Annotated in this window: 9 protein-coding genes and 1 tRNA gene; 6 read left to right on the forward strand and 4 right to left on the reverse strand. The window is 37.3% G+C overall.

Annotation, left to right across the window (positions count from 1 at the left end; translation table 11 throughout):
- The first annotated feature begins 56 nt into the window (after positions 1 to 56).
- The 5 genes from AC4IF5_RS13335 (at position 57) to AC4IF5_RS13355 (ending at position 10,170) form a co-directional block, all read left to right on the forward strand.
- Positions 57 to 2,642, forward strand: a complete 2,586-nt coding sequence (locus AC4IF5_RS13335) for a zinc-dependent metalloprotease (RefSeq protein WP_490735269.1) — start codon at positions 57 to 59, stop codon at positions 2,640 to 2,642.
- Positions 2,643 to 2,648: 6 nt separating this feature from the next.
- A complete protein-coding gene (locus tag AC4IF5_RS13340; RefSeq protein ID WP_490735270.1) occupies positions 2,649 to 5,981 on the forward strand; it encodes a SusC/RagA family TonB-linked outer membrane protein in 3,333 nt (1,110 codons plus the stop codon).
- An 11-nt stretch (positions 5,982 to 5,992) separates the two neighbouring features.
- Positions 5,993 to 7,312, forward strand: a complete 1,320-nt coding sequence (locus AC4IF5_RS13345; RefSeq protein ID WP_490735272.1) for a RagB/SusD family nutrient uptake outer membrane protein — start codon at positions 5,993 to 5,995, stop codon at positions 7,310 to 7,312.
- A gap of 73 nt (positions 7,313 to 7,385) precedes the next feature.
- Positions 7,386 to 8,150: a LytR/AlgR family response regulator transcription factor gene (locus AC4IF5_RS13350; RefSeq protein ID WP_490735274.1), complete on the forward strand. Its 765-nt coding sequence runs from the start codon at positions 7,386 to 7,388 to the stop codon at positions 8,148 to 8,150.
- A 370-nt stretch (positions 8,151 to 8,520) separates the two neighbouring features.
- Entirely contained in the window at positions 8,521 to 10,170 is a 1,650-nt protein-coding gene (locus AC4IF5_RS13355; RefSeq protein WP_490735276.1) for an NUMOD4 domain-containing protein, read from the forward strand.
- A 45-nt stretch (positions 10,171 to 10,215) separates the two neighbouring features.
- Here AC4IF5_RS13355 and AC4IF5_RS13360 read toward each other — a convergent pair whose 3' ends face one another.
- The 3 genes from AC4IF5_RS13360 to AC4IF5_RS13370 form a co-directional block, all read right to left on the reverse strand.
- Positions 10,216 to 11,190, reverse strand: a complete 975-nt coding sequence (locus AC4IF5_RS13360; protein ID WP_490735277.1) for a hypothetical protein — start codon at positions 11,188 to 11,190, stop codon at positions 10,216 to 10,218.
- A gap of 75 nt (positions 11,191 to 11,265) precedes the next feature.
- Positions 11,266 to 11,529 (reverse strand): hypothetical protein, encoded by a 264-nt coding sequence (locus tag AC4IF5_RS13365; RefSeq protein ID WP_490735279.1) that lies wholly within the window; start codon positions 11,527 to 11,529, stop codon positions 11,266 to 11,268.
- A 2-nt stretch (positions 11,530 to 11,531) separates the two neighbouring features.
- A complete protein-coding gene (locus AC4IF5_RS13370; protein ID WP_490735280.1) occupies positions 11,532 to 13,922 on the reverse strand; it encodes a cysteine peptidase family C39 domain-containing protein in 2,391 nt (796 codons plus the stop codon).
- 261 nt (positions 13,923 to 14,183) lie between these two features.
- Here AC4IF5_RS13370 and AC4IF5_RS13375 point away from each other — a divergent pair, with 261 nt between their 5' ends.
- Entirely contained in the window at positions 14,184 to 14,384 is a 201-nt protein-coding gene (locus AC4IF5_RS13375) for a hypothetical protein (RefSeq protein WP_490735282.1), read from the forward strand.
- Between the two features lie 222 nt (positions 14,385 to 14,606).
- On the opposite strand, the gene AC4IF5_RS13380 is transcribed toward AC4IF5_RS13375, so the two are convergent.
- A tRNA-Phe gene (locus tag AC4IF5_RS13380) sits at positions 14,607 to 14,679 on the reverse strand.
- Positions 14,680 to 14,754 lie beyond the last annotated feature (75 nt).

A 14,754-nucleotide genomic window follows, 5' to 3' on the forward strand; every position in this document is an offset into this window, starting at 1 on the left:
TATTATTTCTTTACCTATAGCTTTGCCGGCTGAAACTAAGATATTTACTATTTGGAATGAATCGGACTATTTTAATGAAGAATTACAGACTGGCGCTGTATTTGGGACTGGCCATAGCCTCACCGGTGGCGGTGGCTCAGAAAAAAGATACGGTAAAGGTTAACAAAGACAAAACCGAGAAGACTGAGGTTTCATCATCAAAGAAAACCAAAAAAATTGAAGACCTGATCAAAAAAGGAACTTATAAAAAAGGGCTTTTTAATACGATCCAGGTAAAAACGGATGTTTATTTTGAAATTCCGGACAGCCTGATGGGGCGCCAGTTTCTGGTGGTCAATAAACTGTCTCAGGTACCGATGCAGGTGAATGAGGCTGGTTTGAATAAAGGAATGAACTATGAGAATAAGATCATTTCTTTTCACCGTGACAACGTCGCCAAAAAAGTCTGGGTGAAAACTTCGGATGTAAAAGTATCGTCTCCTAAGAACGATGCGATTACAAAATCTGTAAAAGATAACTTTTCAGAATCTGTGATCGAGGTTTTTGATATCGAAGCCCAGAACAATGACTCTACAACGGTAGCGATCAAAGTCAACAAGGTTTTTGACGGAAACCAGAAGAGCTTTAATGATGTTCTTGCGAATGTAGGCTTAGGGGGATCAGTAAAGTCAAACCTTTCTTACATCGAAGGAGTGAAGACATTTCCTCAGAATCTTGTGGTAAAGTCCCAGCTGACGACCTCTGTGAACGAAGGTGGAGTAGACCTGCCTGTAACATTGGGGGTGACAACCAATCTGGTATTGCTTTCCAGGACTCCTATGAAGCCAAGAATCTCTGATCAGCGGGTAGGTTTCTTCAATGAAAAGCACTGGGCCTTCAATGACCGTCAGCAGAAAATGGATGAGAAATTCTTCATTACCAGATGGAATCTGGAGCCGAAAGACGAAGACAAAGAAAAATATCTGCGGGGTGAGCTGGTAGAACCGAAAAAACAGATCGTTTATTATATTGATCCTGCCACTCCAAAGCAATGGCGTGAAAAGATCATCGCAGGAGTGTATGACTGGCAGGCTGCCTTTGAGCAGGCCGGTTTTAAAAATGCCGTTATCGCCAAAATGCCGGATGAAAAAGATGAAGATTTTGATATTGATGATGTGAGATATTCGGTGATTACCTATGCTGCTTCACCTAAATCGAACGCGATGGGACCTTCGGTAGTGGACCCGAGAAGTGGAGAGATCATTGAGGCGGATATTATCTGGTGGCACAACGTAATGACTTCCCTTCAGGAATGGATGAGAATTCAGATCGGACCCATAGATCCGAAAGCCAGAGGAAATAAATTCAGTGATGAATATATGGGCGAAGCGATCCGTTTTGTATCCTCTCATGAGGTAGGGCATACTTTCGGACTGAAGCATAATATGGGATCTTCATTTGCATTTCCTGTAGAATCTCTGCGCTCAAAAGAGTTTACCGATAAAATGGGTGGTACAGCACCTTCCATCATGGATTATGCCCGTTACAATTACGTGGCGCAGCCGGAAGATGGAGTAACAGCAATCACTCCGAAAATCGGGATCTATGACAAATATGCTATAGAATGGGGGTACCGTTGGTATCCGGATGAATTCACTGAGAAAAAAGCACTCAGAAATTTGATCGAAAAGCATCAGGATGACCCATTATATTTTTATGGTGAGCAGCAAAGTTCTTTAGAAACCATTGATCCGCGCTCGCAATCTGAAGATCTGGGGAATGATGCGATGAAAGCCAGCGAATATGGATTGAAAAACCTGAAAGTTGTTGTGGATAATCTTTTACAATGGACGTATGAGGACGGTAAAGATTATACAGATGCGGGTAAGCTGTATTTAGGAGTGATCGGGCAGTGGGATCTGTATACAGGTCATGTGATGGCGAATGTCGGAGGAATTTATCTGAACAATACGGTTTTCGGAAACAATAAAAAAGCGTACGAAGCAGTCCCTGCAGAGATACAGAAAAGAGCGGTTGATTATCTTGTAAAAAATGCCATTAACATTCCGGAGTGGCTGTTCTTTAACCCGATTACAGAAAAGACGTATCCTGTTAAGAATTCACCAATGGGTCCCTTCGAGCAGACTCCGTATACTTTAGCCAGAGGAATGCAGTATGCTAATATTTATTCCCTGTTTATGGATGACAGGCTGCTTAGATTGCTTGAAAATGAACTGAAGCATGAGATTTCAGGTTCGAAAGAAGAAACATATACGGTGGAGAACCTTTTTGACCAGGTAAGAAGTTCGGTTTTTAACAAAAAAGGAACCCTGACCATTCTTGAAAGGATGACGCAGAAGAACTATGTGGATGCTCTGATCGTTTCAGTCAACAAATTGTTTGAAAAAACAGCCGTGAAAGGATTGAAAGTGGATAATACCCTGAATATGCCGCTCATCTGTAATTTCCATGGAGAAGACAGAAACCTTAGGAATATTAATTATTCATCCATGAAAAGAGTGTCTGAAGTGACCACTTACAAAAGAGCGGAACTGCAGAAAGTGCTGGACTTGCTGAACAGGACAAGATATAAAGGAGATGATGCTTCCAGAGCTCATTATACAGATTTAATCATTCGTATTGAAGAGGCTTTAAACAAATAATCGGAAATGAAAAAAACTCTAATACTTTTACCTCTTTTGGCTGCTAATATAGCATTGGCCCAACAAAAGAAAACCATCACCGGAAAAATAGAAGACGGAAATTCTTCTCAAGTAATTACCGGGGCATCTATAAAAATAGAAACACAGTCTGTTTCTACAAAAACCGAGCTGGAAGGAATTATTGAAAGCGTATCAGTAGGTACGGTAACCGATAAGGACGGAAAATTTATCCTGGAAGTTCCTGCAGATACAAAATCTGTATTGGTAAGCTATCCGGGCTATGAGTCCAGAGTTATTCAGATCAATGAAGGTCAGACGCATTATACAATAAGATTAAATCCTGAAATTTCAGATAAAAATAAGATCCAGGAGGTTATCATTACAGGATATCAGAAAATAGAAAAGCGTAAGCAGACTTCAGCTGTTTCCACCGTTAAGATGGATAATATCAGCCAGGCGGGTGTGGCGAGTATTGACCAGATGCTGTCAGGACAGATTGCAGGGGTCGCAGTTACACCGGAAACAGGAGCTCCGGGAAGTCCGGCAAAGATCAGGATCAGGGGAACAGCTTCCCTTTCCGGTCCGCAGGATCCGCTATGGGTGATCGATGGTCTTCCGCTGGAGGGAAATGATGTACCTAACTTTACCGATAAGGATAATATCGATCAGCTGCAGAATTTTTCCATTGCAGGCTTAAACCCGAACGATATCGAAGATATTACCATTTTGAAAGATGCCGCAGCTACCGCAATTTATGGTGCAAGAGCAGCTAACGGGGTAATTTCCATTACAACAAAAAAGGGAAGGAAGGGGAGTATGAAACTGAACTTTTCAGCAGATACTTTTGTAACATCACGTCCCGATTTTGATAAGCTGAACCTTTTGAATGCTTCTGAAAAAGTGGATCTGGAATTAATGCTTGCCAAACGTGCCGATCTTACCTATCGTGATGACAAAGGGGAAGTGATGAGGATTTTAACTCAGAATAATCAGCTTGATGCTTTCAGAAACGGAGGTCTGAATGCATTGAATCCTTTGACACGTCAGCAGATCAATGGTCTGAGAAACAGCAATACCGACTGGGGGAAGCTGCTGTACAGAAATGCGATCAATAAGCAGTATGGAGTAAGCCTGTCCGGAGGGAGCGATCGTTCAGATTACTATTTCTCCCTGGGGTATTATGATGAAGAAGGGACAACGATAGGTACAGGTTTTAAACGTTATAACCTTACCCTGAAAAACAATTATAAAATCAGTGATAAGTTAAATGCGGGAATCTCTATTTTCGGGACTCAGAGTGAGCGTGAATCATTCATTACGGATGCTGATGCCAATATCAGCCCTGTCAATTATTCAAGAAATGCGAATCCTTATCTGACTCCCTACAATGCAGACGGAAGCTACAGATATGACAGGGATATCGATGGCTTTGATGACCGGTATATTCCTTTCAACTTCCTGGAAGAAAGGGGAAATACGAGCTATACGCTGAATAATAATTCAATAAAAGCAATCCTGGATTTAGAGTATAAAGCTTCCAAAAGCCTGAGATTCACTTCACAGTTGGGAATCCAGTACGATACCAATAAAACGGAGAAGTATGCGGCTCAGAATACTTACTTTACCAGAAAGATGAGAGAAGGTACCCGTTACTATAAGGATGGCGCTTACCATTACTTTTTACCGGACGGTGCCATAAAGCAGAACTGGGATAATGATTTTTTCCAATACAACTGGAAATTACAGGGAACATACAGTACGAAAATTAATTCCGTACATGAGATTGATTTGATGGCCGGAACGGAAATCCGTAAAACAGAAGATAACACAACCATTACGAGAGCATTCGGTTACGATCCTACGACGAGAAGAGCGACAGCTATTGTTTTTCCAAGCTCAAGCTTTGCTGCGGAGAGAAAGTATGAAACGTACCGTGAAATGCCTCCTGTAGAAAATGCTTATGCTTCCATGTTTGCTACGGCTTCCTATACTTATGCCCAGAAGTATACTTTCTTTGGAAGTGTGAGATATGACGGGACCAACTTATTCGGGGTAAATAAAAAGTATAAGTACTTACCGATATGGGCAGTTTCAGGATCATGGCTGGTAACGAAGGAGAACTTTATGAAGAATGTGAATGCGATTTCTAACCTTAGACTGAGAGCTTCATATGGTCTGCAAGGGAATATTGACCGTAACACTTCACCATTCTTTATCGGGGAATACAGCGATGCAACGATTCTTCCGGGGACCAAAGAAGGGATCATTAATGTAATCAGTCCTCCGAATGATAAGCTTCGCTGGGAAAAAACAACGAATGTAAACTTCGGGATTGATTTAGGATTGTTCAAAAACCGTATCAACCTTACCGCTGATATTTACAGCAGAAAAGGAACGGATATGATCAGTATGAAGGAAACGCCGCTTGAAACCGGTTTCGAATATACGATGATGAACTGGGGAAGCCTGACGAATAAAGGTTTTGAATTGGCATTATCCACAAGAAATATCGATCATGAGAATTTCAAATGGAATACCACGATCAACTTTGCCCATAACAAGAGCAAGGTGTTGAGCGAGCAGCCTCGTGACAATGCATTGCTTCCTTCAAGAGAAGGACTTCCGGTAAATGCTGTTTTTGCCCTGAAAACAGCAGGAATGGATGAACACGGAAATCCAATGTTCTGGAAAGGAAATGAAAAGATATCTGCAGCAGATTTCTTTAAGCTTTATGATGTATATGCAGATTTCCTTCCGGGCCAGCTTGTAGATACGAAGCTTTCCAATGCGGAATTAAGAAGCATGTTCACTTATATTGGTGACAGAGATCCGAAATTTACAGGAGGTATTATCAATACTTTCAAGGTGCGTAATTTTGATCTTACGGTCTCAGCAACCTTCAATCTGAAGCAGACGGTAATGAGAACTCCTTCTTACCGTGGATCTGAACTGGACAGAGGCAGAAACTATACAAGAGATATCTATGAAGCGGGGACCTCACTTCCGGGGATTACCAGTCCTGATATGGATGCGAATCCTGACGGCTGGATGGCGAACAAATGGTTTACGGGCAACCGTTCCAATGCGTACAGTCTGCTGGATGTATGGGCAAAAGAGATCAGCTATGTGAGGATCAGCAGCATCCGTTTAGGCTATACGCTTCCTAAAGAGTTTACCGCGCCTATGGGAATCAGCGCGCTGAGACTGAGCGTGGAAGGACGTAACTTGTTTGTATTCAGCAATGGATATAAAGGATATTTTGATCCGGAAACATACGGTAATATTTATGCACAGCCTATTACAAAGTCTGTTACGGTAGGATTTAATGTTTCTTTTTAAAACTTAAAAAAATGAGAAAAATAACGACATTTATAGCATTGGCGGTAATCAGTTTTACCAGCATCGGATGTGATAGATTTTTAGATATTCAGCCTGAAGGGAAAGTGATTCCTACTACTGTTGAGGATTACAGAAAAGTACTTACTTCAGCATATTCAAAATATCCTGCACACAGGTCTCTTTCGGCACTTCGTACAGATGAGGTAAACATTGATGAGAATACAAGTGACTTCATCTCTTACCGTGAAATTGCCATGTGGAAGGATTCCAATACAGATCAGGCAACTACGGAATTTCCGTGGGTGAGCTTTTATTCCGTGATCTTTTATCTGAATCAGATCATCAATGAAGGCAGCAAGACAATGGCAGAATCCCCGGAAAAGCAGCAGATTTTAGCGGAAGCTTATGCACTGCGTGCTTATACTTATTTCGATATGGTGAATCTGTACGGAAAGTCTTATAACAGTGCTACGGCAGCTACAGACAGAGGGGTGCCTGTTACCCTTGATATTGACCTTGAGCAGGTACTGAAGCCTTCCACTGTGCAGGAGGTTTACAACCAGGTACATGCTGATATGACAAAGGCAGAAGGGATGATGGTAGAACAAAAGCAGACTGCCGGGATGAACTACAGGTTTTCCAAAGTATCATTGCTGGCGCTTCAGGCAAGAACGGCTCTTTACCAGGGGGACTGGAATAAAGCTTTAAGCTATGCAGAGCAGGCACTGGCTATAAAAGGAGATATAAGCGATTTGAATACGGCCAATACAGCACCTAATCATTATGCTTCCATAGAATCTATTCTGGCTTTGGATAATGCATTCAACAGTTCTGTACAGAACTTATCCTTTGCATCTGCGGAATTGCTTTCAAAATATAACAGCACAACAGATAAAAGATTCGGGCTTTATTTTGAAAAGAACGGCAGCAAATATAAAGTGATCAAAGGCGGAAATTCTGATTTCAGGGTGTCTTTCAGAACTTCAGAACTGTATTTTATAAAATCTGAGGCCCTGCTGAAGCAGAATAGGCTTGATGAGGCAAAAGAAGCGCTCCTGAATGTTTTAAAGAACAGATATACTGCAGATGGTTACAGTTCGGTTCAGGGTCAGATCAATCCAATGAACGCTACAGAATTTATGAGCTTTATTCTGGATGAAAGACTCAGAGAATTTGCTTTGGAAGGGCAGCGTTGGTTCGATCTGAGAAGAGCTGATCAGAAAAAGATAAGTCACACCGTAAACGGTCAGGAATATATTCTTCAGCAGAATGATCCGAGATATACCATAGAATATCCTATGAGTGCCAAGAGAAATAATCCTAATTTATAGTATTTCATATTAATACCTTTGAAACCGCTTGAACTTTATTGTTTTAGCGGTTTTTTTGTACTTTTGTACCGTTATGAGAATTGCCATTATAGAAGATGAATTGCTGGCTGTTAATTATCTGAAAGACCTTTTGGATAAGCAGGATATAGTTCCTGTCACTGAGATAGTTATTCTTCGGTCAAAAAAACAGGCAATAGATTTCTTCGAAAACAATTCGGCAGATCTTGTCTTTATGGATATTCATCTTGGTGACGGAATGAGCCTGGAAATCTTTGAACATGTGGAGCTTTTTACCCCTATCATTTTCATAACAGCATTTGATGAATATGCCATGAGGGTTTTCAGGCATTTCACCATAGATTACCTTCTGAAGCCTTTTGAAGAAGAAGATCTGCATAAGGCGTTGCAGAAATTCATTTCTATAAGAAACAATTTCGATCCGGAGCCAACCCTGAAATCTATGTCTACATTACAGCAGGCCGGAGATGCTGAAATGATGAAACGCTTTATGGTAAGAGAAGGTAATAAGCTTAAATCAGTAGATGAGCATCATACGGCTTATTTTTTTGCATCGGGAAAATACCTTTTCCTGACCACAAAAGATCATCAGACCTATATTTATGATGATACCATTAAGGATATTATTCAAAAATTAAATCCACAGGTTTTCTTTAAAGTAAACCGTAAATTTATCGTCAATAAGGAAGCGGTCACGGAAATTATTAAACATTCCAGCCAGAAAGTAGAGCTGAAGCTTTCTCCGGAACCTGAAGTGAATGCTGAGGTTTTTGTCAGCAAGATGCAGATTGCCGAATGTCTAAGCTGGCTGAACAGCTGATAAGTTTTTGAGCCAGGATTATAACCCTTTTCAGTATGAGATATAAAACAAAAAACCTCTGAATAATCAGAGGTTTTCAAGTGGTTTCTCCAGGAATATATGTTTTTTTTCTTATAGCCTTTTAATAAAGGTTTTAAGAAATTTTAATTTACTAGGTAACCGATTATTCCACCTTTGGAAATTAGACGATTTATTTTTCAAATTGCTTTGTAAATATATAAATTTAGTAAGTAGCAAACAAATTTTAATATACATAAATGAAATGCTCAAATAGTTAAACTAAAACGAGAGCTATCTTTGATCTTATAAAATTTCGTTACATTAGATATTGGATTATATCAAAGTAATTTACAATAGAAATTTTCGGCTTATGAAACTACCTACTGAATTAGGAGATGAATACGTAAATAGAGTCCTTTCCAATCATTCCTTAAAAGATCTTCCGGGTGAAGAATGGAAGTTCATAGAAGGTTTTGAAAATTATGCTATTTCTAATCATGGGAGAATAAAAAGTTTGGAGCGGTGGGTTTCAGCTCCCAATGGAGGAGAGCAGAAAATATTGGATAGGATTATGAAACCACAAGCCTTTAGATATTTTAATAAACATTTAAAGGCTCATTTTTTTTATGTGAGATGTAACCTTTCTGTTGAAGGAAGGGTATATGGAAAGTCGGTAGCCCGTTTAGTCTATTATCATTTTGTTGAAAAATTTGATATGGATGATCTTTCATTTCGCATGTCTTTTAAAGATGAAAATAGGTTTAATGTACATTTTAGTAATTTGGAAAGGGCAACTGCCAATGAGATACGGAGTAAAGCACTGAACACAGGTAGAGGAAAGAAGGGGAATTATCAGCAGGCAGTGAGCCACTATACGGTTGATGGTGTTTTTGTGGGCAGTTATGATAATATTTATGCGGCAAGTAAAACTTTAGGAATCTATCACACTCATATTCTATCCGTTATCAACAAAAAAAGGACTACTGCGGGAACATTCCGCTGGTTTGTAAAAGGCTATACACCTATTAAAGAAGATTTTATCCCTGAAACTAAAAGTAAACCGGAAAAAGTACTCAATACAAGTCTTTGGAAAAGGCTCGGGCAACCACCAATTGATGAGAGCAATCCGCCTGCCTGTATGAATTTGTCGGTGCAAGATCTTCCTGGTGAAAAATGGAAACCAGTTCCTGATCTCGAAGAGTATTTTGCCATTTCCAACAAAGGAAGAATAAAACGGCTAAACAGCTGGACGGAGAATAGAAACAAAACTTTTTGGAAAGAGCATATTATATCACTTTTTGTACTAAAGCCTGATAATAAACCGTATTATTTTTATACTAAATTAAGCTGTAAGGGACGAAATTATCATATAGCAATTACCCGATTGCTTTATTATTGTTTTGTCGAAGAATTTGATCTAACAGACAAAGGTTTGGTGATTGTAAACGAAAGTGATTCACAGTGGAATATAGATATTTCGAAACTCACCTTACAGTCTGCTAATGATATGCTTAAGAAAAGAAATAAAGAATATGCTGCCAAGGTTAGAACAATACGTAATTCAAAAAAAATATTCAACGATTCTCTTTGGGAAAAACTGGGTAAACCTCGTATTAATAAGAAGAATCCACCAGCCGTTTTGGATTTATCCTTAAATGACCGACCGGATGAGTACTGGAAGTCATTACCAGGTTTTGAAGGTAAATATGTTATCTCTAATAAAGGAAGAGTAAAACGATTAAGTGGGTGGGGAGTAGGTAACCATTTTTATGGAGAGGAGCAGATTATCTCTCTCAACTTAAAGCGAGCCGAATCCCCTTTTCTTTATTTTTATATGCATAAGAAGGAAGATGTAAATCCTAAAAGTCTTTTACGGCTGCTTTACTGTTGTTTTGTCGACGAATTTGATTTGAATAGCAGAACGCTGCGGGTAATTAATGAAAATCAGCGGCTATGGGAGATAGATTTGTCAAAGCTATCACTACGTTCTATGGTAGATTCCTTCAAAAATAAAAAATAGATATCCTTTGAATTACACAGGCTTGGGAAGCCTTAAACAATGCTTCTATCTCTCATCGTTCTTAGTTTGATTAAAAGTAATCATTTCCAGTTTGTCTATATCTGTTATATAAGAATCAATAGAAAAGCATGTTATTTTTCTCTCATCTTCATACATATACCAAGTGGTTTCACTGCCATATGGATTAAAGATGATAATTCCTTCCCAGTTTTCCCATTGTCCAAATGATTTATGATGCTTTAGATTACCATTTATGATCCTATTTACGAGTCGTAGAAATGTAGTGTCTTCTTTTGTCTCAAAAGTTAGGATTAGTTTATAGGCATTATTGTTTTCTGAGATATACGTTTTTTTGTATTGTTTATTAGGATAAGATTCAGAATTGTCTATTCTTTTTAGATGACTTCTAACTCCGTTTTGTACACCATTTGTTAGCATTTTTTCCATTTTTTCATTTTCAAATTTCACATACTCTTTTATGGAAGAAAACCCAATATGCATATTTTCTAAAATCCTAAATGACATTAGAGGCCCCGATTTAGCATAAATTAAGCTAACATTCATAATCACTAAGTCATTGTTTTGAGTATTGGAAACCAAAACTTTTACGGGAATAAAAATTTCTTGGTTAAGATCATTTTTTGAGATTCTGTTTTCTTCTATTAAAATTTCTTTCACAAAAGAATGTTTCCAGTCAATCTTAATTTTTTTGTTATCAACCGTAAATACTTTTTTACAATTAAGAAAATTTTGTATAATGTTATCGCCGTACATTGCATTGTTATATTTATAGTCCAAGCTATCAGACATTCTCTTATATCGCAATGTATCACCGTTTTTCAGATAGTCCTCCAGTAATTGCCTGTAACTTTGATGTTTTTTAAAAAATGAAATTAAATTATCATTTTTTAAAAAATTAGTGATTTCTTTTATGTCTTTTTCTACAGTTTGTTTATGTTGTGAAAAAGAGATAGTATGTGCTGCAAAGATTAGAATTAAACAAACAAAATATTTCATCATTAGCTGTTATTATAAATTATTATATAAAACCACTTTTTTACTATTACTTCAAAAGTGGTTTTATTAGAAAATTAGTTAGTTTTCTATTGGAAAAACTTGTCTTACAAACTTTAGAAGTTCTTCAAATGTCTTAAACTCTTTTTCTGTTTTAACATGTCCAATAAAATATTCAATTTTGAAAATGCCTTCAATGAAGATATTAAAACTTTGGTTAGGTTTCATTAAAGTTTCTTCATCAGGAATACCACCAAAAATAAATTTAATATTTCCCAACTCTCTTATATAACCTATATAACCTTCAATTTCAAGTTCATTAATTAAATTTTCATATTTATTCATAATTACTTTTTTTTATTTATTATTCTGAAACACCAATTCTGCGCGTACTTCCAAACATATTCAAATTCATCAAGATCCATTACACCTATGGTTCCCTTTTTAGAATCAATAGAAGGCCATGGGTCCCGTACATATACTTTATTATCTATAATTTTATCAACAATAATAGCATGTTGGGTACTTGAGTTTTTAGGTAAAATAAAAGCTATCCAACTACCCTCTTCCGAGAGTTTTTTAGCCATATCAATATCTGTCATTCTCGGATTAAATTTCATTCCAAAGTCAATATTAAAATCTTTAAAAATTTCTTTCATTGCATCGATCATCCCATCAGGATAAGTTCCTGTCTCCTCTGTTGTTCTAGCAAAATTTCGTACAATTGCCTCTTCAAACTCCATCCCATTATCTTTAGCTAACTGTCTAAGACAAGCTGCGGCACAAGACATATTATGTTCTTGTTTAACCATATCTGAAGGGAGAACCTCCAAATATTTAACAAGTTTTCCAGTACCTGTCCCAATTCTGGGTTTCAGAATCTTATTCCAGAATGCATTAACCTCTTTAAAATCTCCTTTGAAAATAGGTTTTTCTCTCCATTTCAGAAGATAACCATCTGCTTTAGCCAGAATTTCAATACCAAGCTTTTTAAACCCTATTCTTGCACTGGCAAGAATGTTAAAAATGCTTTGAGCTTTCTTTCCTTGTAACACAATTTCTTCAATCTCCTCTGCTGTCATGGCTAAATCTTCTGCTTTAGCACCATTCTTAGCACCCTGTAATAATTTCTCAATGAACCTGATAAATCCTTTAAATCCCTTAGCGCATGCCTTCCCAAATCTAATAATAAATCTTGAAAGAAAAGCCAGTAAATCTGTAATTCCTAATGTAGCTACAGAAACAGTTTCTCTTGCCAGAACCTTTAATACACTTGCTGCTTTTTGTACATAAGTAGCTCCTTTTACCACATTCCCTGCACCCTCTGTAAAAATAAGTAACAGAATATTAATTAGTAGTTCAAAGGCAAAAATGCCTACATAAAAAGCTACTGTATATCTTGAAACATCACCAAAATACTCTTTCATCTTATCCAGTATTCCTTCCATATCAGATTGAGAAATACTTCCACTGGCTTTGAATAGGTCTTTAACTCCTTGTAAGAATTTAGGTACATTCTCTGTTACCCAGTCTATTACATCTTCTGCCTTTTCCATTAAATCTCTTCTTTCAAGATACTGCTTATAAGAAAAAGTAGTTGTAGGCTGTAAAAGGAATTCTAAAATGTAAAGTAAGCATTGGATAAGACTGATAAGTCCACTGTTAACACCGCAATAGAAGGCATTAGCTAATTTAAGAACCTCTACTCCCTGTTTTACCAATTCACTAAGATCATCTGTTACATTGGTAAGAAAGGATCTAATATCATTAATAACTCCGGTAATTTTATTGATCAGCTTTTTAAATGCATCGGGAAGATGGTCTACAGAAGCATCTTTAACCTTACTTGCTGCCTGTTTCACCATAGACCATACCTGTGAAAAAGCAACCTCTGCCCCCTGAACAAAAGGATTGTCACCTAAGTTTTCAAAAAACTGCGCAGCTTTATTCATATTAACAGGAACTGCAACACCTCCTATAATAGGAATTAGTGGAGAATAATCTTTAGCTTCAGGATTGTAATTTTTCTCTGTAGGCTTAAAAGCTTCTAACTTTTCAGCACACCACCCAATGGCATTAGCAGGAATAGATGAGATATTTCCAATAATCTCTTCAAATCTTCTGTCACCTGTATAAAACTGATACTCCCTCATTAAAGCCTGATGAACAAGAGTTGCATCAATCTTATCTTTCTCAAAAGTATGAGCCAACTGAGCTAAATAAGCAGCTTCATCTTCCATAGAAGTGATATTCCTGAAAAACTGACCATTAATACTGGAAGGTAATGGCTCTGGAAACCTTTTAAATAGCTGTACGAAGTAATCTCCCATCTTGGCAATATAGAAGTCACCTGAGAAGTTAGATTTGTTAGGATTGGGTTTCTCATAGAACAGGAATAAAGCCTGTTTCTTTCTTGCGTTAGCCTGATAGCTTCCGTAAACTTGAGATCCTGTTTCACAAGGCAGAACTTCTGCATAATACTCATATCCCTTTTCTCCTTTCTCATTGACTCCAGTTGAAGCAAATACAGATACAGGATTATCTGTCAAATATGAATAACCTAAAGGAGTGTTTCTATAATCATGGAATGGACTTCTGTAATCAGGAGAGTTATCTTTGTTGATGATAGTATCTCCCAAAGAACTCTTATCTCCCACAAATCCCTTGTTTAAATCTTCTATGGAAATGATTTTAAACTCAGAGAGATCATCACTCCATTCGTCATCAAATAGTTTCATAAGCTGTGTTTTGTAATTAATACTTTGTTTTAATGTTCCAAGAGCAAAGCTAATCCTCACACACGCCAGAACTTGGCGTATTAAAATTTCTTTTGGGAATATTATAGTGAACTACAAATAATGTAGTAGTTTCATAATGTTTATAAAAACAAACCTGCCATATTGTAGGCAGGTTATTAATTATTTGGTATTTTTCTTTTTTAAAGTACTTTTGGATCAGTCTCAAAATTTGGGGGAAATGTTAAGTTGCTGTATCTTTGCATGATGTTAGGCGATCACGAACTTCTTAAATTATTACTTCCTGAATTATTAGTTGAACACTTTGATATTATCAAAACACAAGAACATAATGCTGAACTTCATATTTATTTTGGAGAAAAAAGCAGCATTCCTGATGACTTAAAAGATAGATTATTAGAGTCCAAACCTGGAAAAAGCGTATCGATTGACCGACGGACTTAGAAAAATTTATAATCAAAATATTTCAAAATCTGTAGCGATGACTAAACTGCCACATTGGTTCAAAAATGTTGAAGAAGCAGATTTTACATCTTTCTATTCAGATTAGCTAAACTTTTTGCTTAGCCCCCAAATTTTGGGCCTGATCCATTTTCTTTATGTCCATTATAGTCAGATGAGAGAGATATAAAACAAAAAACCTCTGAATAATCAGAGGTTTTCAAGTGGTTTCTCCAGGAATCGAACCAGGGACACATGGATTTTCAATCCATTGCTCTACCAACTGAGCTAAGAAACCATTTCTTTTGTTGTTTATTGTGGGTGCAAAAGTATAAGATTTTCCAATACCACGCAAGTTTTTATTGTTATTTTT

It is taken from the genome of Chryseobacterium sp. UF-290, from assembly GCF_058245615.1.